18 protein-coding genes and 1 pseudogene are annotated in these 19,962 nt (G+C 66.1%); 8 read left to right on the top strand and 11 right to left on the bottom strand.

The genetic code is table 11. The features are described from left to right. Positions 1-7: 7 nt before the first annotated feature. Both WKW79_RS34995 and WKW79_RS34990 read right to left on the bottom strand, forming a co-directional pair. Positions 8-1,261 carry an ABC transporter substrate-binding protein gene (locus tag WKW79_RS34995; protein ID WP_340339840.1) on the bottom strand — a complete coding sequence of 418 codons (1,254 nt, stop codon included), beginning with the start codon at positions 1,259-1,261 and terminating at the stop codon, positions 8-10. 188 nt (positions 1,262-1,449) lie between these two features. Further along, positions 1,450-2,352: a LysR family transcriptional regulator gene (locus WKW79_RS34990; protein ID WP_340339839.1), complete on the bottom strand. Its 903-nt coding sequence runs from the start codon at positions 2,350-2,352 to the stop codon at positions 1,450-1,452. A 175-nt stretch (positions 2,353-2,527) separates the two neighbouring features. Between WKW79_RS34990 and WKW79_RS34985 the strand changes: the two genes are divergently transcribed. Next, complete coding sequence (locus WKW79_RS34985; RefSeq protein ID WP_340339838.1) at positions 2,528-3,592, top strand: phosphotransferase; 1,065 nt, start codon at positions 2,528-2,530, stop codon at positions 3,590-3,592. A 7-nt stretch (positions 3,593-3,599) separates the two neighbouring features. After that, complete coding sequence (locus WKW79_RS34980) at positions 3,600-4,286, top strand: hypothetical protein (RefSeq protein ID WP_340339837.1); 687 nt, start codon at positions 3,600-3,602, stop codon at positions 4,284-4,286. Between the two features lie 15 nt (positions 4,287-4,301). Here WKW79_RS34980 and WKW79_RS34975 read toward each other — a convergent pair whose 3' ends face one another. Continuing rightward, positions 4,302-6,212, bottom strand: coding sequence for a 3-hydroxyacyl-CoA dehydrogenase NAD-binding domain-containing protein (locus WKW79_RS34975; RefSeq protein ID WP_340339836.1), 1,911 nt, complete (start codon positions 6,210-6,212; stop codon positions 4,302-4,304). A gap of 134 nt (positions 6,213-6,346) precedes the next feature. Here WKW79_RS34975 and WKW79_RS34970 point away from each other — a divergent pair, with 134 nt between their 5' ends. Both WKW79_RS34970 and WKW79_RS34965 read left to right on the top strand, forming a co-directional pair. Then, entirely contained in the window at positions 6,347-6,832 is a 486-nt protein-coding gene (locus WKW79_RS34970) for a MaoC family dehydratase (protein WP_340339835.1), read from the top strand. A 43-nt stretch (positions 6,833-6,875) separates the two neighbouring features. Continuing rightward, positions 6,876-8,120, top strand: a complete 1,245-nt coding sequence (locus WKW79_RS34965; RefSeq protein WP_340339834.1) for an acyl-CoA dehydrogenase family protein — start codon at positions 6,876-6,878, stop codon at positions 8,118-8,120. A gap of 6 nt (positions 8,121-8,126) precedes the next feature. On the opposite strand, the gene WKW79_RS34960 is transcribed toward WKW79_RS34965, so the two are convergent. From WKW79_RS34960 to WKW79_RS34935, 6 genes are all read right to left on the bottom strand, one after another. Further along, positions 8,127-9,788, bottom strand: a complete 1,662-nt coding sequence (locus tag WKW79_RS34960; RefSeq protein WP_340339833.1) for an AMP-binding protein — start codon at positions 9,786-9,788, stop codon at positions 8,127-8,129. A 204-nt stretch (positions 9,789-9,992) separates the two neighbouring features. Further along, positions 9,993-10,724 (bottom strand): GntR family transcriptional regulator, encoded by a 732-nt coding sequence (locus WKW79_RS34955; RefSeq protein WP_340339832.1) that lies wholly within the window; start codon positions 10,722-10,724, stop codon positions 9,993-9,995. 56 nt (positions 10,725-10,780) lie between these two features. After that, positions 10,781-11,599 carry an enoyl-CoA hydratase gene (locus WKW79_RS34950; protein WP_340339831.1) on the bottom strand — a complete coding sequence of 273 codons (819 nt, stop codon included), beginning with the start codon at positions 11,597-11,599 and terminating at the stop codon, positions 10,781-10,783. A 17-nt stretch (positions 11,600-11,616) separates the two neighbouring features. Next, positions 11,617-12,387 (bottom strand): SDR family NAD(P)-dependent oxidoreductase, encoded by a 771-nt coding sequence (locus WKW79_RS34945; protein ID WP_340339830.1) that lies wholly within the window; start codon positions 12,385-12,387, stop codon positions 11,617-11,619. A gap of 11 nt (positions 12,388-12,398) precedes the next feature. Then, positions 12,399-13,190 carry an enoyl-CoA hydratase-related protein gene (locus WKW79_RS34940; protein WP_340339829.1) on the bottom strand — a complete coding sequence of 264 codons (792 nt, stop codon included), beginning with the start codon at positions 13,188-13,190 and terminating at the stop codon, positions 12,399-12,401. Between the two features lie 40 nt (positions 13,191-13,230). Further along, complete coding sequence (locus tag WKW79_RS34935; RefSeq protein ID WP_340339828.1) at positions 13,231-14,415, bottom strand: CaiB/BaiF CoA transferase family protein; 1,185 nt, start codon at positions 14,413-14,415, stop codon at positions 13,231-13,233. Between the two features lie 87 nt (positions 14,416-14,502). Between WKW79_RS34935 and WKW79_RS34930 the strand changes: the two genes are divergently transcribed. From WKW79_RS34930 to WKW79_RS34915, 4 genes are all read left to right on the top strand, one after another. Next, on the top strand, positions 14,503-15,282 hold the full coding sequence (locus WKW79_RS34930) for a VOC family protein (protein ID WP_340339827.1): 780 nt from the start codon (positions 14,503-14,505) through the stop codon (positions 15,280-15,282). Positions 15,283-15,294: 12 nt separating this feature from the next. Beyond that, positions 15,295-16,491: an acyl-CoA dehydrogenase family protein gene (locus WKW79_RS34925; protein WP_340339826.1), complete on the top strand. Its 1,197-nt coding sequence runs from the start codon at positions 15,295-15,297 to the stop codon at positions 16,489-16,491. 238 nt (positions 16,492-16,729) lie between these two features. Continuing rightward, positions 16,730-18,349 carry an MFS transporter gene (locus tag WKW79_RS34920; RefSeq protein WP_340339825.1) on the top strand — a complete coding sequence of 540 codons (1,620 nt, stop codon included), beginning with the start codon at positions 16,730-16,732 and terminating at the stop codon, positions 18,347-18,349. 148 nt (positions 18,350-18,497) lie between these two features. After that, complete coding sequence (locus WKW79_RS34915; RefSeq protein WP_422824028.1) at positions 18,498-18,674, top strand: hypothetical protein; 177 nt, start codon at positions 18,498-18,500, stop codon at positions 18,672-18,674. 169 nt (positions 18,675-18,843) lie between these two features. Here the strand turns inward: WKW79_RS34915 and WKW79_RS34910 are convergent, their stop codons facing one another. Then, positions 18,844-19,269, bottom strand: a complete 426-nt coding sequence (locus tag WKW79_RS34910) for a hypothetical protein (RefSeq protein WP_340339824.1) — start codon at positions 19,267-19,269, stop codon at positions 18,844-18,846. A gap of 587 nt (positions 19,270-19,856) precedes the next feature. Further along, a pseudogene (locus tag WKW79_RS34905) lies at positions 19,857-19,962 on the bottom strand (IS5/IS1182 family transposase); the annotation flags it as partial.

The following is a 19,962-nucleotide window of genomic DNA, read 5'->3' as shown; positions in this document are numbered from 1 at the left end:
TTCACGTTCACATAGAAATGGCTTTGCCGGGCGATGGCGGCTCGGCCACGTCGGCTTCGTTGTAGGCAATGGCATCGACGATGCCGTAGCCCGGGTCGGCCTCGCGCGCGCCCACCATGGCGATGTAGGCGGTGCCGAGGCCCTGGTGGTCTTCCTTGCGCACGTGGTAGGAGCCCACCGCGGTGTCGAAGGTGAGGCCCTCCAGCGCGGCAATGACTGCGTCCGTGTCCGTGCTGCCGGCCTTCTGGATGGCGTTGAAGAGCCCGAGCGCGCAGCGGTGGCTGGACTGCACGATGCTCGGCGGATTCTTGTCGCCGGTGAGCTTCACGTAGCCGTCGTAGAGCGGCGTGCTCAGCGGGTTGCGCTTGCCGGCTTCGGTGCCTGGCACCCAGTAGCTGATGCTCCAGAGATTGGCGGGCGTGGATTTCTGCATCGCCTTGGCGATCATCAGCTCGGTGCCGGCGTCGCCGATGACCTTGAACTTCTTGTCCATGCCGACCGAGCGCCCCTGCTGCAGCAGACTGATGCAAGGGGCGGCCGTGAGCCCGACGAACAGGCCCTGCGAGGGTGCGTTCATGAGGCTGTTGATCTCGACCTTGTAGTCCGACTTGTTGAGGCTGGCGAACACGGGATCGAGCACCTTCACCTGGCGCCCGGCCCTCGCGGCGGCACGCTGCACGCCGATGGTGAAGAAGCGTGCCATGTCGCGGCCGTTCTCGCTGTCGGGCACGATGCACGACCAGGTTTCCACTTCCTTGAAGCGGTCGGTGAGCATGTTGCCGATGCCGGCGAAGGCGATGTAGGCGTTCCAGGACAGGCGGAAGAAGTTGCGCTGGAAGTTCTCGTGAGTGAGCGACATCACGGTCGGGCACGGCGCGACCATCATGGCCTTGAGTTCGGGGAGGATCGGCGCCGTGGCCAATGCCATTGGAGACTGCGACCCGCCGATCAGCAGGTTGACGCCGCTGCCGGCCAGTTCGCGCGCCGCAGCGACGGCGCCGGCGCTGGTGAACTTGTCGTCTCGCACGACCAACTCCACCGGCCGCTGGAGCACGCCACCCTTCGCGTTCCATTGCTCGGTGGCGACTTTCGCGCCTGCCAGCCAGGCCGCGCCGGCTTCGGCACCGATGCCGCTCATCGGAAGCATCACCCCGATCCGCACGGGCCCGCCCTGGGCCCGGACGCTCCGCAACGCTGGCAAGCCCAGGACGCCGGCGGCAGCGGCGGTGGACTGGAGGAATTGGCGCCTCTTCATGGACATCGGAAGTCTCCTTCGTTGACGCTCCGGAACACCGTCGCGTGATATTTGTTATAACAGATGTCAATTTACGGGCGCCCACGAAAAGTCGTACTGGCGTAAACCCTCATGCGATCCCATCAGGCGAGCAAGACACGGCGCCGATCGACCGCGCCCGGGCAATCCGGGAGACGAGGAAGGCGCCGCCGTGCTCAACGCACGCAGCAGCGCATCAGCACCGAGCGCAGCCAGCGGTTGGCGGCGTCGTTATCGGTGCTGGCATGCCAGTACATGTAGGCATCCATCGAGGACAGCGGGACGGGGAAGGCCATCACCTGGTTGCCGAACTGGCGGTTGGCCATGTGCGCGTAGCTCTCCGGCATCGTGAGGACGAAGTCCGTCTCCGATACCGTGCGGCAGGCCGCGAAGTAGAACTGGCAGCGCAGCGCGACCTGGCGCTGCACGCCCATGCGGCGCAGCTCGATGTCCTCGAAACCCGGCCCCTGGCGCCGCGAGGTCACGAGGATATGGCGCTGCGCGAGGTAGGTGTCGAGGTCCACCGACCCATGGATGGCGGGATGCCCCTTGCGGGCCACCACGGCCATGCCGTCGACGCTGATGCGCTTGACCTTGACCGCGTCCGACAGGGGCAGCAGCACGTCCACCGCCACATCGAGCGTGCCGGCCGCCAGCTCGCTTTCGAGGCTGCGCCGGTTGGCCCGCACGCCCGAGACCTCGACCTCGGGCGCCTCGATGGCGAGGGCGCGCATCAGCGGCGGCATCACCGTCGACTCCATGTAGTCGCGCAGGCCGATCACGAAGCGCTTCTTCGCGATGGCCGGCTCGAAGCTCTGCGTGTCGTTGAGCAGCGAGCCGATCGACTGCAGCGAGCCGCGCAGCGGATCGATCAGGCGCTTGGTGAGCGGAGTGGGCACCATCTTGTGGCCCTGCCGCTCGAACAGGGGGTCGTTGAACAGATCACGCAGCCGGGCCAGCGCGTGGCTGATGGCGGGCTGCGTCAGGTGCAGCTTTTCCGCCGCCTTGGTGATGCCGCCTTCGGTGTAGATGGTGTCCAGCACCACGAGCAGGTTGAGATCGACTCTCGAGATATGCATTCGCTGTATCCAGATCCATTCCAAGCGTTCATTGGCTTGCGCGCACCGGTGCCCTTAGGCTGTCTCCCGAGAACGCGCACCATCATGCCGCGAGTTGGCCCGTGCGCGCATTCACCGAGGAGACAAGCCCCATGATCCCTTTGATTCACCCGCGGCCGCGCGCCCCCCTTGCCCCATGAGCGACGAGTTCAGCGGAACCACGGCAGTCCAGGAGCGGCAGCGCTTCGACGAGGCGTCCCTTCGGCGGTGGTTCACATCGCATGTCGACACCGACGCGGGCAAGGGCTTCCGCGTCTCGCAGTTCAAGGGCGGGCAGTCGAACCCGACCTTCCTGGTCGAGGCCGGCCAGCGCCGCTACGTGGTGCGGCGCAAGCCATCGGGCGAACTCCTGCCCTCGGCCCATGCGGTGGACCGGGAGTTCCGGGTCATGAAGGCGCTGGCCGACACGGACGTGCCGGTCCCGCGCGTGCATGCGCTGTGCGAGGACAACGCGGTCATTGGCACGTCCTTCTACGTGATGGACTATGTGGACGGCCGCATTCTCTGGGACCCGAAGCTGCCGGGCGCGAGCAATGACGAGCGCACCCGCATCTGCGACGACATGAACAGGGTGCTCGCCGCGCTGCATGAAGTCGACGTCCAGGCCGTGGGCCTTGGCGACTACGGCCGCACCGGCAACTACATCGAGCGCCAGATTGCACGCTGGTCGCGCCAGTACCGGTCGAGCGAGACGGAACGCATCGAGGCCGTGGAGAAGCTCATCGAGTGGCTGCCGCGGCACATGCCGCCGGAGACGGCGACAAGCATCGTCCACGGCGACTTCCGGCTCGACAACCTCGTGTTCGCGCACGATGCGTCGAGAGTCGTCGCCGTGCTCGACTGGGAGCTGTCGACCCTGGGCGACCCGATGGCCGACTTCGCCTACCACTGCATGGCATGGCAGTTGCCGCCGCCGTTTCGCGGGCTCGGCGATTGCTCCCGAGTGCAACTGGCGGCGCTGGGCCTGCCGTCCGAGGAACGCTACCTTGCGCGCTACTGCGAGCGCCGCCGCCTCCCCGCGGTGACGACGGCGGCGTGGCGCTTCTACACCGCCTTCAACCTGTTCCGCGCGGCTGCCATCGCGCAGGGCATCATGGGGCGGGCCCTGGCGGGCAATGCCTCGAACGCCCATGCGCTGGAGGCCGGGAAGCAGGCCCGGCAGTTGGCGGAACTGGGCTGGCAACGCGCCGCGCAGGGCTGATCCCCAGATGCCGACCGCGCTGCAATCGCCCTCCTTTCGCGGACTCCGGCTCGCGGGTGATGCCGACGGTGCCGCGGCATCGGTGTTCGAACGGGTCTTCGGCGCGCTGGCCACGCGCGCTGAACCGTCGGGCTGGCCGCGCTTCCTGTTCGATGACCAGTGGATCGAGATGCGCGCCGCGCCCGGCGCGACCGTGGACCTGCGGTGCGATGACCTCGACGCACAGCGCACGCATCTGCAGCGGCTCGGCATCGAGGCGCTCGACGGTTCGGCGCTGGGCTGCACGCCCTGCCTGCGGCTCGATGCCATGGACACGGGAGCCTGCACGGTCGATCTCCGCGAGCACTCTCCCGGGAACGACCGTCCCTCCGAAGACTGCATCGCGCGCCTGTGCGGCCTGGAACTGGCAGTGCGGGCACCTGAGCGCGTGGCGCTTCACTGGAATCAGCTGTTCCACGCGCAGCGTTGCCGCGACGCGGACGGCGTGCCCTCCCTGAAACTGGGCCCTTTCAGCCTCCGCTTCGCCTCGGCCCCGGACGGGCGCACGGGCGTGACTGCGCTGGATTTCGCCACGACCGCATTCGATGCGCTGGTCCGCAATGCGTCATCGCAAGGCTTCAGCGTCCAGGGCGAAGCCCGTCATGCCGCGTTCATGGCACTGGGCATCGCGTTCCGGCTTCGACCGGAACCATAGAAGTGCGGACGCAGATCAGCTGAACGACTCGCCTTCGGCCACCAGCTTCCGGATCAGCGGCGCGGGCTCCCAGAAGCTCGCATCGTCGCGCGGGTTCCCGGCAAAGCGCTTCATCGACTCGGCCACGTTGTACAGGCCCACCTGGTTGGCAAAGTGCATCGGGCCGCCCCGCCAGAGCGGGAAGCCGTAGCCCGTGAGGTACACCATGTCGATTTCGCCGGACCTGGAGGCGATGCCCTCTTCGAGGATGCGCGCGCCTTCGTTGACCAGCGCATACACCAGGCGCTGCACGATCTCTTCGTCGGTGATCTGGCGCGGCGCCACACCCGTCTCCTTGCAACCCTCCGGGTGGGCAAGGAGGCCCATGCGAAACGGACCCATCGCGAAGCCGAACTTCTCGATGGCCTTGTCGACCTGCTGCGGCGTCGCGCCTTCATCCAGCAGGAAGCCGGCCTGGCGCGAGTACTGCTCGATCATGCGGTTGCCGATGAAGCCGTCGCACACGCCGGAGACGACTGCGGTCTTCTTGATCTTCTTGGCCGTGGACATGACGGTGGCGAGCACATCCTTGGCCGTTTCCTTGCCGCGCACCACTTCGAGCAGCTTCATCACGTTGGCCGGGCTGAAGAAGTGCATGCCAACCACGTCCTGCGGACGCTGGGTGAAAGCGGCGATCTTGTCGACGTCGAGCGTGGAGGTGTTGGAGGCCAGGATGGCGCCGGGCTTAGCCACGCGGTCGAGTTCCTTAAAGACCTTTTCCTTGACGCCGAGCTCTTCGAACACGGCCTCGATGATGAGGTCGGCATCCTTCAGGTCGTTGTAGTCGAGCGTGGTGCTCAGCAGCGCCATGCGTTGCTCGTACTTGTCCTGCTTGAGCTCGCCCTTCTCGACCTGGGCTTCGTAATTCTTCTTGATCGTGGCAATGCCACGGTCGAGCGCTTCCTGCTTCATCTCGAGGATCTTCACGGGGATGCCCGCGTTCAGGAAGTTCATCGAAATGCCGCCGCCCATGGTGCCGGCGCCGATCACCCCGACAGCCTGGATGATGCGCCGGGGGGTCTCTTCGGGCACGTCGGGAATCTTGCTCGCCGCGCGCTCGGCAAAGAAAGCGTTGCGCAGTGCCGCACTCTCCGGCGTCCACACGAGTTCAGTGACCGCGGCGCGCTCATAGTCCACGGCCGCGTCGAAGCCGAGGCGCACCGACTGCGCGACGCAGTCCAGGCAGCGAAGCGGCGCGGGATAGTTGCGCGACGTGGCCGCGACCATGTTCCGCGCGAACTGCAGGTACGCCTCGGCGTTCGGGTGCTCGACCTTCAGGTCGCGGGAACGCGGCAGCGGCCGCGCGTCCGCCTTGGCATGCGCGAGCTCGATGGCGGCAGACACGACACGGTCGGGAACGATCCGGTCGAACAGCTTCTGCGACGGCATCGCGGCAAGCACGTCGCTCATGACGGTGTCGCCGGTCACGATCATGTTGAGTGCCGCTTCGAGGCCGATCAGGCGCGGCAGGCGTTGCGTGCCGGTGGCGCCGGGCAGGATGCCGATGCGGACCTCCGGCAGCGCGACCTGGGTGCCGGCTTGCACGACGCGGTAGTGGCATCCCATCGCGAGTTCGAGGCCGCCCCCCATCACGACCCCATGGATCGCTGCCACCACCGGCTTGCTGCAGCCTTCGACGAGACGGATCACATCAACCAGGTCGGGCGCCGTCGTCGCCTCGGGCTTGTTGAACTCGCGGATGTCGGCGCCGCCGCAGAACGCACGCCCTTGCCCCGTCAGCACGATCGCGCGGATCGCTGGGTCGTCCTGCGCACGCAACACGGACTCCGCGATGAAGCGGCGGTTTCCCAGCCCGAGGCTGTTGACGGGAGGGTTGTCCATGGCGACAACGGCAATGCCGTCGCGCACGTCGTAGCTGGCAGTCACGAATGTTCCTTTCGAAGCGGATGCGAAGCGATGTTCCCGCACGCGCGTCGGGGCCGCATCAACAAGCCGCATGCGGCGGATGAAAAGCCTTCATGCGCCGGGGGCCTCGGCGCGGCCGAGTCAAGGCACCATCGATGCATCACCATTCCCGCCTGTGCGCCATGCCCCTCCTGAACCGCGACAACCTGCAGCAATACGTCGGCCAATCGATCGGCACTTCATCCTGGGTCGAGGTACCGCAGGCGCGCATCGACGCCTTCGCGGACTGCACGGAAGACCGCCAGTGGATCCACATCGACGTGGAGCGCGCGAAGCGAGAGAGCCCGTTCGGCGCACCAATCGCACATGGCTTTCTCACGCTCTCGCTGCTGCCGATCACCTCCTATGAGCTGTTGGGGGGCCTGAAGCCCACCAAGTCGGTCAACTACGGGCTCGACAAGCTGCGCTTCATGTCGCCGGTGGCAGCGGGATCGCGCGTGCGCAACCACATCAAGCTGCTGGCCGCCGAGCCGCGCGAGGACGGCTGGACGCTGCTGCGCACGGAGAACACCGTGGAGATCGAAGGCCAGCCCAAGCCGGCGCTGGTCGCTGTTTCGCTCGGCCTGTTCTCCTGGGCCTGACTCTCATCCTTCCTTCACCCATCCTTCAACGACCTCCGACACCATGCAATTCGAATACACGCCCAAGGTCCAGGACCTCCGCACCCGTCTGCTCGCCTTCATGGACGAGTACATCTACCCGAACGAGAAGCGCCGCGAGGAAGAGGCCCAGCAGTCTTACCTGAACGCGCAGAAGGGCGGCAGCTACACCACGCTGCCGCTGATGGAAGAACTGAAGCCCAAGGCGCGCGCCGCCGGCCTGTGGAACCTGTTCCTACCCGAAGCCGGCCACGGCGCCGGCCTGACCAACCTCGAATACGCACCGCTGTGCGAGATCATGGGCCGGCGCTACTGGAGCGCCGAGGCCTTCAACTGCAGCGCACCCGACACCGGCAACACCGAGGTCATCGCCCGCTACGGCTCGCCCGAGCAGCAGGAGCGCTGGCTGCGTCCCCTGCTCGACGGCGAGATCCGCTCGTCCTTCGCGATGACGGAGCCGGCCGTCGCCTCTTCCGATGCCACCAACATCGAGTGCAGCATCCGCCGCGACGGCAACGACTACGTGATCAACGGGCGCAAGTGGTACATCACCGGTGCGATGAACGAGCGCTGCAAGCTCTTCATCCTCATGGGCAAGACCGACCCGGACAACGCCGACCGGCACCGCCAGCAGTCGATGATCATCGTGCCGCGCGACACGCCCGGCGTGACCGTGCTGCGCGACATGGCGCTCATGGGTCACTACGACGCGCCCTTCGGCCACCCGGAGGTGCTGTTCGAGAACGTTCGCGTGCCGGCGTCGAACCTGCTGCTGGGCGAAGGCCGCGGTTTCGAGATCGCGCAGGGCCGTCTCGGGCCGGGGCGCATCCACCACTGCATGCGCATGATCGGCATGGCCGAGTCGGCGCTGGAGATGATGTGCGAGCGCGTGGTCTCGCGCGTGGCCTTCGGCAAGCCGCTGTCCGAGCAGGGCGTGTGGCGCGAGCGGATCGCCAAGGCGCGCATGCTGATCGACCAGACGCGCTGGATGGTGCTGCATGCGGCATGGCGCATGGACACGGTCGGCAACAAGGTGGCGGCGCAGGAGATCGCGATGATCAAGGTCATCGCGCCGAACAACTGCGTGCAGGTCATCGACGACGCGATGCAGGCCTTCGGCGCGGCCGGCCTGAGCCAGGACACGCTGCTGACCTCGTTCTACGCCTATGCGCGCCACCTGCGCGTGGCCGACGGTCCGGACGAGGTGCACCGCAACGCCATCGCCAAGCACGAGCTGGCGGGCTACCGCGCGCCGGCCGCGGCGCGCTGAGCCGGCTCAGTTCACCGCCATCGAGGCGGCAGGGTCGCGCAGCATCCGCCGCAGCAGCTTGCCGTTCTTCGATGACGGCAGGCCGTTGCGGAAGATCACGGTGCGCGGCACCTTGTAGTGCGACATGTGCTGCAGGCACCACTCGATGATCTTCTGGTCCACCCGATCGGTCTGCTGCCCGGCACGGACGCGGGCTGCGGCCTCGTCCTTCAGCACGACATAGGCCTGCACGGCCTCGCCCCGGTCCGGATCGGGCAGGCCGACGACCGCCGCCTGCCGCACGTCGGGATGCATGGCGAGGATGGCCTCGACTTCTTCCGGAAAGACGCTGTAGCTCCAGACCTTGATCATTTCCTTGGTCCGGCCGAGGAAGGTCAGGTAGCCCTCGTCGTCGAGCACCCCGACGTCGCCGGTGCGCAGCCAGCCGTCGAGTTGCATGGCCTGGGTCGCCTCGGGCTGCAGCCAGTAGCCCTTGTATCGGATGGGACCGCGCAGGAGTATCTCACCGCGCTGGCCGGCGGGCAGGTCGCAGCCGGTCTCGGGATCGACGATGCGCAGCGCCACGCCAGGCGCCGGCTTGCCGTTGGTGCCCCACTTGATCGCGTCGGGCGGCATCAGCGTATCGCAGGTGTGCGTTTCGCTCAGGCCGTAGCCCGCCTCGTAGACGAGGCAGCCATTGGCGAAGCGGCTCCATCGCCCGGCGAGCGATTCGGTGAGCTGCACGCCGAAGCTGGTGCCGACCGTGGTACGCAGCGACGACAGGTCGTAGGTCGCGGCGTCGTCGCAGGCCATGGCCGACGGCAGCGAAGGCGCCATCGTGTACCACCACGTCACGCCGCAGGCCTCGATGGCCTGCAGCACCGCCGTCGCATCGAAGCGATGCAGCAGCACGACCGTCGCGCCGCAATAGATGGGCAGCGCGAGGCCGGTCATCATCCCGGAGATGTGATGCAGCGCGACATCGGCCAGCATCACGTCCCCGGCACCGATCCGGAAGCTGTCGGCGCTGACCGCGGTCTTGTAGAGCGCGCATTCGAAGCTGATCATGGCGCCCTTGGGCAGGCCTGTGCTGCCCGAGGTATAGGCCATGAGCGAGACGTCGTCCATCGCGATGGTGTCGACGGGCGCAAAGGCATCCGCCTCGGCCAGCGCGTCCGCGAAATCGATGACCGAGGCCGGCAGCGGCGGCGCAGGCTCGTGCCGCAGGCGGATATTGGGCGGCACGTCCATGGCGAGCGTGGCCGGCAGCATCTCGCCATAGCGCACGGCGAAGACGTGCGCCACGGTGCGCATCGCGCTGGAGCCCAGCACCACCTTGAGAAGTTCCTCGCCCGCCACGATGGCGCTGGCATCCAGCTCGGTCAACTGGTGTTCTAGCTCGTAGGCGCGGGCGTCGGGGTTGCAGGGACTCACGATGGCACCGAGCTTCTGCACGCCGAAATGCGCAATCAGATACTCCGGGCAGTTGTGCAGGAAGAGCGCCACCACGTCGCCCTGCCCGATGCCCCGGTCGCGCAGGCTCTGGGCAAAGCGGTCGCTCAGGTCGTCGAGTTCCGCGTACGAGATGCGGCGCCCGTACCAGATGAGGGCGGGCTTGTCGGGCGTGCTGCGGGCGTGCAGGCGCAAATACTCATGCAGCGGCTGAGAGCCGTGGCGGTAAGCGATCATGCTGGCGTGTCTCCGAGACGGTCTGCTCGTCCGGTTCGGCCCGCGGTGCGGGGCGCCCGGTTTGTGCACGATCATGCGGCCTTGCGCCGGCAGCGACAAGGCGAGTCAATGAATATTGAGCATGCAGGTGCATTTCCCTCCTGCATGGTCTTGCAGGCGCCCTCCCATTCCGGGGGGCGCGCCGGTCCGGGTTGGCCCGGATCGTCAGGCGACCTGGCTGGCAGACCGGCGCGCGGGCTTCACGCCCTGCACCGGCTCCTGCGCGCTGCGTTCACGCAGATAAGCAAGGATCGGCGCCGAGGTGCGCTCGATCTCGTCGTGGATGCCGCGCCGCGCGACGTCCCCATCGTGCTTGCGCAGGCCGCGCATCACCATGTGATGCGGATGCTGCTTGCGCGGCTGCCCCAGCGCATGGGTCTGCAGCGCCTTCATGAGCGGGCCGCACTGCAGCCACAGGCTTTCGACGATGCGCTGCAGCACCGGCATGCCGGCCAGCGCATAGACCGCCATGTGGAAGCGCTCGGATTCAAGCAGCTCGCCGGCCGTGTCCCCCGCTTCGCGCAGGGCGGCCATGCGGTCGTGGATGGCTTCGAGCTTCTTCACGTCGTCGCTGCCGGCATGCGCCGCGGCGCGCGCCGCCGCCTGCCCTTCAAGCATGAGGCGAAGCTCTCGCACTTCGGCGAAGCGCTCCTCGCTCATGACGGGCACCCGCACCGAATGGTGGCCCACCTGTTCGAGCGCCTGCTCGGAGATCAGCCGCGCCAGGGCCTCGCGCACCGGCGTCGGGCTGATGCCCATCTCGGCCGCGAGATCGCGCAGCTTGAGCTTTTCGCCGGGCGCGAACCGGCCTGCCTTGAGGTCGCGGCACAGGCGGCTGTAGGCCTGGGCGTTGAGGCTGTCGCGGGTGAGGATGTCTTCCATCGGAGTGGGAGGCATGCGGCAAGCACGCCTTTTCTAATAGCGTATATGTTATTTCAACGGTGCCGTTTGGTTCAACGTCCGGTGAAGGCGGGAGCGCGCTTTTCGAGGAAATGCGCCACACCTTCGCGGAAATCCTCGCTCGCGAAGGAGGCCTGCATCTCCTCGTCGGCGCGGCGCCATGCGGTGTCCAGGTCCTGGAACAGGCTGTCGTACACCTGCCGCTTGATGACGCCGATCGAACGCGGGGAGGCGTTGTCGGTCATGTCCCGGGCAAGGGCCTGGACCGCCGCGAGAAAGCCCTCGCCGGGCAGCGCCTTGACCAGGCCCAGCGATGCCGCCTCGGCCGTGACCAGCGTGCGCGCGGACAGCAGCAGTTCGAGCGCGTGGGTCGGCCCGACCAGCCGCGGCAGCATCCACGAAATACCGTGCTCCGCGATCAGCCCGCGCTTCGCGAAGGCGGTCGTGAGCTTCTGTCCCTCCGCCATGTAGCGGAAATCGCAGAACACGGCCATGCACAGGCCGATGCCCGCAATGGGCCCGTTGATGGCCGCGAAGATCGGCTTGCGCACGCGCAGCAGGTAGCTGAAGCGCCAGGCGTAGTTGGCTTGGATGCCGGTGGCCCCGGACGACGCCGGAGGCGACGGGATCGTCGTGTCGGCCGCGCCGGCCGCACCCGCTTCGAGAATGTCCATGTCGGCTCCGGCGCAGAAGCCCCGGCCCGCACCCGTGACCACGATCGCGCGGACGTTCTCGTCGGCCTCGGCCGATTCGACGGCTTTGCGAAACTCGGATTCCATCCGGTGCGTCCACGCGTTGAGCCGGTCGGGCCGGTTCAGCGTGATGGTGAGAACGCGGCCTTCGGTCGAAGTGGTGATGTCCTGGTAGGTCATTGAAGCTCCCGGGTCCGTCAGGCTTCGCCGCCGATCGTGGCGCCGCCGTCGATGACGATGGTCGTGCCCGTGATGAAGCGCCCCGCGTCGGAACCCAGCAGCAGTGCCGCCCCGGCAATGTCCTCCGGATCGCCGATGGCATTGAGCGGGCTGGAGGCCAGCGCGGCCGCCAGCGTCTTCGGGTTGTCCCACAACGCCTTGGCGAAGTCAGTCTTGATGAGCCCGGGCGCAATGCAGTTGGTGCGCACGCCCTGCTTGCCCCATTCCAATGCCAGGTTGCGCGCGAGTTGCATGTCGGCCGCCTTCGAGATGGCATAGGCGCCCAGCACCCGCGAACCCGTCAGGCCCGCGATCGAACTGATGATGACGATCGAGCCGCCGCCCCGCTCCGCCATGCCGGGCGCGACGCGATTGACCATCCAGAGGTTGGAACGGATGTTGACGTCCATCACCTTGGAGAAGGCCTCGTCGGTGATGCCCGACATCGGCCCGTAGTAGGGATTGACGGCCGCATTGCACACCAGCACGTCGACCGGCCCGTAGGCCTTCTCGGTCTGGTCGACGAGCGCGGTCACCTGCTCCTTGCTGGAAATATTGCAGGCGATCGCAGTGGCTTCCAGCCCTTCGCCGCGCAGTTGCTCGACCACCGCGTTGCAGGCATCGACCTTGCGGCTGGTGACGACGACCCGGGCGCCGGCGCGTGCATAGGCGATGGCAATGGCGCGACCGATGCCGCGCGACGAGCCGGTGACGATGGCGGTCTTGCCCTTGAGAGAAAAGCGGTCCATGGCGGGTTCCTTCAACGGTTGACGAACTTCGGCGCGCGCTTCTCGACGAAGGCGCGGGCCGCTTCCTGGTGGTCTTCGGTCATGCCGCAACGGATGTGGCGGATGGCCTCGTGGTCGAGCGCCTGCGCCAGCGTGGCGCCCTGCTCCGCTGCATTCAGATTGGCCTTGATGTGGCCGAGCGTGATCGACGGGCCGTCGGCCAGTTGCTGCGCGAGCTTGAGGCCTTCGGCGTCGAGCTCGCTGTCGGGCACCACGCGCGTGACCAGTCCGAGCTGGAGCGCCTCGTCCGCCTTGAGCACGGGCGAGAGCAGCGCGAACGCGCGCGCGCGCTGGCCCAGCAGCTTGGTCAGGAAATAGGTGCTGCCGAAATCGCCCGAGAGACCGACCTTGGCAAAGGCCGAGGTCAGCTTGACCGTGTCGCTCGCCAGCAGCAGGTCGCACGCCAGCGCGAGCGACAGGCCGGCGCCGGCCGCCGCGCCCCGCACCACGGCGATCGTGGGCTTGGGCATCTCGTGCAGCAGTCGGGAACATTCCATGTGCTCGCGCAACTGCAGGGTGCGGGATTCGAGCGTGTGCCGCGTCGCATCGTCCTCGGCCATGGCCTTGACGTCGCCACCGGCGCAGAACGCGCGCCCTGCACCGATCAGCACCACGGCACGGACCTCGTTGTCGACCGCGGCGCGGCGCAACGCAGCGAGGAGCGCTTCGGTCATGGGCACGGTCAGGGCGTTGAGGCGTTCCGGCCTGTTCAGGGTCAGCGTCAGTACGCCGGCTTCGAGTCGCTCGATGAGTTCGGTGGTCAAGTGTGTGTCTCCTTGTGGGCCTGTGTGTCGTTGAGGTTCATCAGATCGCGCCTTCGGCCTGCAGGGCGGCGATCTGCGCGGTCTGGAGGCCGAGCCACTGCCGGAGCACCTCGGCGTTGTGTTCGCCGACGCCCGGCATGGCGCGTTCGATGGCGAGTGGGGTCGCCGAGAGATGGATGGTCACGCCCTGCACGGGCACGCTCGTGTCGCCGAAGGGAATGTCCGCGATGGCGCCCCGGTGCCGCAACTGCGGGTTGTCGACCACCTCGTCGATCGTTGCGATCTTGGCGCAGGGCACGCCCTCGGCTTCGAGGCGCGCCACGATTTCGTCGGCATCGTGCGCGAGCATCCAGCCGGCCACGATGCCCTCCACCGCACCGCGGTGTTCGAGGCGGGAGGCCATCGAGACGAAGCGCGGATCGTCCAGCAACGCGGGCTGCTTCATGGCCCGCACGACGCGCGGGAACATGTTGTCGTCGCCGCCCACCATCAGCACATAGCGGCCGTCGCCCGTCGCGAAGGTGTTGGATGGCGCCACGAAGCGATCGCGGCTGCCGACGCGCGTCATGGTGGTTCCGAAGAGCTTCTGCTGGGGGATCGCCGTCATGAGCATCGATGCGGCGCTCTCCAGCAGGGACACGTCGACCAGTTGGCCTTGCCCGGACGCATGCCGCGCATTGAGCGCCGCGAGGATGCCGAGCGCGGCGTACATGCCGGTGGTGTAGTCGCACATGAAGGAGCCGATCATGGTCGGCGGGCCGTCCTCGGCGCCGGTCATGTCCATCAGCCCGCTCATGGCCTGCGCCACGCCGTCGAAGCATTGCTTTTGCGCGAGAGGCCCGTCCTGGCCGAAGCCCGAGATGCGTGCCATCACCAGCCGCGGGTTGAGCGCATGCACCTCCTTCCAGCCCAGGCCCATCTTCTCCATCGTGCCGGGGCGGAAGTTCTCGACCAGCACGTCGGCCTGGGCGATGAGCCCGCGCAGCACCTTGAGGCCACCGTCGCTGCGCAGATCGATCGCCAGGCTCTTCTTGTTGCGGTTGACGATGAAGGTGTAGAGGCTCTGGCCGTTCACGGCCGGCGTGGCGCGGCGGGCGTACTCGCCCTCGCCGGGAGGCTCGATCTTCACGACCTCGGCGCCCATGTCGCCGAGCATCATGGCGCAGTAGGGCCCGGCGATGAAGCGCGAAAGATCCAGTACGCGCAGTCCGGCAAGGGAGGTCATGGGCGGCGGCCTTGTCTCGTGTGATTTGTATATTTGTTATATCATATTCAAAAACCAGCCTCGTTGGGCAAACAAGGAGACAACGTTTTGACGACGACCTATCTGAGACTTCGGCAGCTCTGCCTGGTGGCCGCGCAACTGGCACCAGTAGAGGAAGACCTGTGCGCCGTCTTCGGCGTGAAGGTCTGCCACCGCGATCCCGAGGTGGGGCAATTCGGCCTGCACAACGCGCTGATGCCCTTCGGCACCAGCTTCGTCGAGGTCGTCGCACCGCTGCGCGAGGGCACCACGGCCGGGCGCTACATCGAGCGCCGCAAGGGCGATGGCGGGTACATGGTGATCCTCGACAGCGAGGCGTTGCCGCGCTGGCGCGCGCATGTGGACACGATCGGCGTGCGCATCGCCGCGCCGCTGGCGATCGGCGACTACGAAGGCATGCAGCTGCATCCGCGCGACACCGGCGGTGCCCTGCTGGAGATCAACACGACGCTCAACGGTGCGGACCTGACCGGCCCCTACTGGCCCGCCGGGCCGCACTGGCGCGACGCCGTCTCGGAGGTCCGCGTCCGGGGCATCACCGGTGCGGTGCTGCAGGCGGACGACCCAGCGGCATTGGCGGCTCGCTGGGGACGCATCCTCCAGCGGCCCGTCGAGCGCGGTGATGCCGACTGGCACCTGCGCCTCGACAACGCCACGCTTCGCTTCGTCGCGCCGCGCGACGATCGCGGCGAAGGGCTCGCAGGCATCGAGTTGGCGGTGCGCGACGCCTCCGCCATCCGCAACACCGCGGAGGCCCGCGGGCTCGCGGCCGATGCCACGGGCGTCTCGATCGGCGGCGTCCGCTTCGCCCTGCATTCACACGACTGACGGAGACCTCAGATGGAACTGGCCTTTTCGAAGGAAGAGCAGGCGTTTGCCGATGAAGTGCGCGCCTTCATCACCGAGAACCTGCCGCGAGACATCTCGCGCCGCGTGGAGCACGACCTGCACCTGCATCGCGAGGACTTCATGCGCTGGCAGCAGATCCTCGGCCGGCGCGGCTGGCATGCCTACACCTGGCCGGTGTCGCAGGGCGGGCCGGGATGGAACGCGACGCAGCGCTACATCTTCGAGATCATCAGCGCCGAGCTGAACTGCCCGACCATCCAGCCGTTCGGGCCACGCATGGTCGGGCCGGTGATCTTCAACTTCGGCACCGAGGCGCAGAAGGCGCAACACCTGCCCGGCATCCGCGCCTCGACCACCTGGTGGTGCCAGGGCTACTCCGAGCCGGCTTCGGGGTCGGACCTCGCATCGCTCGCCACGCGCGCCGAAGTCCGCGGCGATCACTACCTGGTCAACGGCCAGAAGATCTGGACCTCATACGCCCACTACGCCGACTGGATGTTCTGCCTCGTGCGCACCAGCCGGCAGGCCAAGGCGCAGCGCGGGATCTCCTTCCTGCTGATCGACATGAAGTCGCCCGGCATCGTGGTGCAGCCGATCCCGATGCTCGAAGGCACGCACTCGTTCAATGCCGTCTTCCTCACCGACGTGAAGGTGCCAAAGGCCAATCTGGTGGGGGAGGAAGGCAGCGGCTGGACCTACGCGAAGTTCCTCCTCGAGCACGAGCGGGTCGAGAACTCGAACATCGGTTTTTCCACCTTCGCGATGCGCCGGCTGCACCGAATCGCGTCGGGGGTTCGCCATCGCGGCCGCCCGCTCATCGAAGACCCGGTGTTCCGCGCCAAGGTGTCCGCCACCGAGGCGCAACTGAAGGCGCTCGAAGTGACGACGCTGCGGGCGCTGTCGGGCATGGGGACGGGCAGCTCGCCCGGCGCCGGCCTGGCTTCGGCATTGAAGATCCGTGGCACCGAGATCGGCCAGCGCATCACCGAACTGATTTTCGAGGCTTCGGGCCCCAACGGGCTGGTGCTCGACCCGGTCCAGATGCGGGGCGAGGGAGGTCTGGAAGGCATCGAGACGAGCGTGCGCGGTGCCGCACCCAACTATTTCTGGCGGCGTGCGATGTCCATCTACGGCGGCAGCAACGAGATCCAGCGCAACATCATTGCGAAGCAGGAATTGGGCCTCTAAAGGCATCCTTTTGTGCTTGGCGGAGGGCTCCCGCGGCGCGGAATCGCTGTCGGATTGCGCGATTTCCACTTTTTGTGATGTGAAGGCTGAAGGCGGCCAAGGAGTTCCAGAGCGTGGATGCGCAATTCAAAAATCTCCGCGCTTCGAGCGCGGCATCGTCGCGTCGTGCGTTCGCTGGTACCTGCGCCAGGTTTCGTGACTTGCGGAGAACGAGCCAGACCATCGGCGCGAGAAGCACATGACATCAGCAGTTTCGACTTGGCAGCCTCTGCGCAGCAGAGAGTTCCGCGCGGTGTTTTTCGGTGTTCTTTGCACGCACACCGCAACGTGGGTCAACCAGGTCGGCGCAGCGACTTTGATGAGTTCATTGACTCCTGTGCCATTGATGACGGCACTGGTCCAGACGGCTGCAAGTCTTCCAGTGGTCCTGCTCGGTCTGCCGGCGGGAGCGATCGCGGATCTGGTGGACCGGCGACTCTGGATGCGGGCCGTCCAGTTCGGAATGCTGATCGTTGCCTCGCTCGCATTCATCGTCTCGATGCTTGGTGGCACGTCGCCAGTGGTCTTGCTTGTTCTGACGATGCTTGTCGGCGCAGGCCTGGCGCTGCAGGCGCCGGCGGCACAGGCGGTATACGGGGAGGTAGTACCGAGGGAGGAGTTGACGGAAGCACTGGCGCTGGGAAGCATGAGCTTCAATCTTTCACGCGTCCTGGGGCCGGCACTCGCCGGAGTGGTTCTTGGCATGGCCGGGGCTACGGGGCTGTACGCGACCTTGGCGCTTTGCAGTGCGCTTGTCCTTGTCAGTCTTACGCGATGGCGCTCGCGAAAAGAGATCAGTCGCGTTGCTCCGGAGCGCCTGTGGAGCGCGCTGCGTGGCGGACTCCGCTATGTACGTCACTCCCCGGACTGCCACCGACCACTGCTTCACACCTTCACTTACACGAGCAGCGGCAGCGCTGCCTGGGCGCTTCTACCGGTGCTCGCGCGCGATGTCTATGGCTTGGGAGCTCAAGGCTATGGCCTGCTCCTTGGCTCGTTTGGACTGGGCGGGCTGGTCGGCGTGCTCGTCATGGGACGGGTCCGTCAACGCTGGCCCTTGCAACGAATCATGTTCGTATCCACCGCAGCATTCGCAGCAGTCACGGCAATCCTTGCCATGGCGGCGCCGGCAGGTGTCACCTTGGCCGCACTCCTCATCGGCGGGACAGCATGGATGATCGGCGCCACTTTGATGTACACGGCGCTTCAAGACACGCTGCCGGGTTGGGTCCGCGCTCGCGGCCTGTCGTTCTACAACCTGATCTACTTCACGGCCATGGCCGGCGGCGCGGCGGTATGGGGCATTCTTACAGGCCCCATAGGCACGCGCGGTGCACTGGGAGCTGCAGCGCTCTGCATGGGGATGGTGTCGTGCGCCTTTGTGAGCTGGCCGCTGCGGCCCGCCACGGCAAGCCTCATCCGTGCGACAGCGCCTCTGTACGACGGCGCGACGCCGTCCGACCGCTTTGCGTTCGAATCGCGGAATGGACCGCTGATGGTGCAGATCAGCTATCGGGTCAGGCCTGAATGCAACAGCGAGTTTCTGCAGATTGCTCGTGACGTCGGGCTTTCATGCCGACGAAACGGTGCCATTTTCTGGAGACTTTTTCGCGAAATCGAATCCCCCGAACTCTACGTAGAACGTTACATGCTCGACTCCTGGCTCGACCACACCCGACATCTTGACCGCACAACGGCCACAGATCGAGAACTGCGCGAGAGATTGGCACGGTGCCTGATTGCAGGATCCGAACCGCTCGTGCGGCATCAACTGGTGGAAGATCTTGCCGGCGCAGCCGTTAAATCACCGCTGTCTTAGACATGTGCAAGGACTTCCATCCAAGGCTTCAGTTCGCAGGGGCAAGACCAGTCCAGACCTGATGGTCGGTCCACGGGCTGTTCGCGCCGGCCGAAAATTGACCCACGGGGGTGCGGCAGAAATCTTGGACTATCTTTGAAGGTAGTTCATGTATTCATACGATGATCGCGTGCGAGCCGTCGAGCTCTACGTCAAGCTGGGAAAGCGCACCGGGGCGACCATTCGCCAGTTGGGTTACCCGACAAAAAACTCTTTGAAGAGCTGGTACCTGGAGTACCAGCAGCGGCAAGATCTGCCCGTCTTCTTGCCCTCACCACTGCGTTGACATGGTGGCGAGTTCGGAGGATTCCATGGTGGCCTTCCGCGCTGATCGCAGCGCCTGGGTTGGTTTACCTCACCAGCGGGGGCGCTCGCCTTCTGCGGGATGATCGCATTAGTGCTCTCGTCGCCGCCGTGGACAGACGGGTTCGCGACGACTGTGCTGCTTCCCTCCGTCAGGTCACCGCGTCGTTGCGCAAGTACCAGACTAGCGCGTAGCCAGCATCGTGCATGGTGCCCATGTCCAAGCCTCTCATCTCGGTGCCGTCCGGCACGCTCTTGATAACATTCACCACGGTCTTCGTGGCGCCGAGCAGTCCCGTGATGGGGTCCTTCTGCAGCGGGCCCTTGATGGGCTGGGACACCGTGATGTCCTTGAACTTCGCGACTTCCCTCTGCTGGCTGGCCGACGAGATCGCGGTAGCGACCCTGCCATGCCCAAGGCGGATGTCGACTTTATCCAGCCCACCGACGGGGCCGTCCCCCTCGCACTGGTCGAAGCGCTTCTTCCACCGCGTTGCCAGCAGGATGCGCAGGCACCAGAGGTTGTCGGGGTTGACCGGGTCGTAGGTGTTGCGCGAGAGGAACGCCGCGCTGATCAACGTCTTGTTCAGGGTCTCCGGGCAGGTATAGACCTGACCGCCCTGGCACGCGATGGTCTTTAGCTGAATGGCAGCTTGCCACGGCTGATTGAGGCTTTAGGTATGCGAGTCTGCGGTCGACGCGCAGCAATCTCGAGCAAACAGCGCGATAAAGGCATTTCTATGAACCCTTATCCAAGGTTGGGTGGGCTTTCTGATTCGCACCGAAAGACTCATTCAGACTGGTTGCGGCTGTTCGAGTTTCCAGGCTGAACGGCTGCAGCGGCTGAAAGCTGACTTCGCCGCCTTGGCTGAGGTTCGACAGTTGTACCTCGGAACTCGACCTTCGATCCCGGGTCGCATGCAGCGGCACACGAAATCGTGTTGTTGTACGGCCGCTTTGGCACGCGCGAACTGGGGTTCGGGGCCCATGGCGGTCAGCCAGCTTTGAACGAAGCGAGGACCGTCGCGGATTTCGGCCGCGGTCCACAGTCTGGTTGATGACAGCAGTCGGCCTGTGGACTACATTTCTAATCGCCTTAGCGATCGAAGCGCATGTGTCGCAGTGCCCGGTGGGCCAAAGCGCATGTGCTGTTAGAACTAAGAACTTATCCGTAAATTATGTTGACGTCGGCAGGTACCTTGCGGAAGGCAATGATGGCAGCGGCAAGGTGGTTGAGGGCGACAAAGCTGCGCTCGAGTTTCTCGTAGCGC

The organism is Variovorax robiniae (assembly GCF_037889955.1).
GTDB lineage: Bacteria > Pseudomonadota > Gammaproteobacteria > Burkholderiales > Burkholderiaceae_C > Variovorax > Variovorax robiniae.
This window is presented reverse-complemented; position numbering and strand designations above follow the sequence as displayed.

Bases quoted from the DNA above. Each gene is read 5' to 3' on its own strand.
- WKW79_RS34995 (WP_340339840.1), bottom strand. From the start codon at position 1,261: ATGTCCATGAAGAGGCGCCAATTCCTCCAGTCCACCGCCGCTGCCGCC.
- WKW79_RS34990 (WP_340339839.1), bottom strand. From the start codon at position 2,352: ATGCATATCTCGAGAGTCGATCTCAACCTGCTCGTGGTGCTGGACACC.
- WKW79_RS34985 (WP_340339838.1), top strand. From the start codon at position 2,528: ATGAGCGACGAGTTCAGCGGAACCACGGCAGTCCAGGAGCGGCAGCGC.
- WKW79_RS34980 (WP_340339837.1), top strand. From the start codon at position 3,600: ATGCCGACCGCGCTGCAATCGCCCTCCTTTCGCGGACTCCGGCTCGCG.
- WKW79_RS34970 (WP_340339835.1), top strand. From the start codon at position 6,347: ATGCATCACCATTCCCGCCTGTGCGCCATGCCCCTCCTGAACCGCGAC.
- WKW79_RS34965 (WP_340339834.1), top strand. From the start codon at position 6,876: ATGCAATTCGAATACACGCCCAAGGTCCAGGACCTCCGCACCCGTCTG.
- WKW79_RS34960 (WP_340339833.1), bottom strand. From the start codon at position 9,788: ATGATCGCTTACCGCCACGGCTCTCAGCCGCTGCATGAGTATTTGCGC.
- WKW79_RS34955 (WP_340339832.1), bottom strand. From the start codon at position 10,724: ATGCCTCCCACTCCGATGGAAGACATCCTCACCCGCGACAGCCTCAAC.
- WKW79_RS34950 (WP_340339831.1), bottom strand. From the start codon at position 11,599: ATGACCTACCAGGACATCACCACTTCGACCGAAGGCCGCGTTCTCACC.
- WKW79_RS34945 (WP_340339830.1), bottom strand. From the start codon at position 12,387: ATGGACCGCTTTTCTCTCAAGGGCAAGACCGCCATCGTCACCGGCTCG.
- WKW79_RS34935 (WP_340339828.1), bottom strand. From the start codon at position 14,415: ATGACCTCCCTTGCCGGACTGCGCGTACTGGATCTTTCGCGCTTCATC.
- WKW79_RS34925 (WP_340339826.1), top strand. From the start codon at position 15,295: ATGGAACTGGCCTTTTCGAAGGAAGAGCAGGCGTTTGCCGATGAAGTG.
- WKW79_RS34920 (WP_340339825.1), top strand. From the start codon at position 16,730: ATGACATCAGCAGTTTCGACTTGGCAGCCTCTGCGCAGCAGAGAGTTC.
- WKW79_RS34915 (WP_422824028.1), top strand. From the start codon at position 18,498: ATGTATTCATACGATGATCGCGTGCGAGCCGTCGAGCTCTACGTCAAG.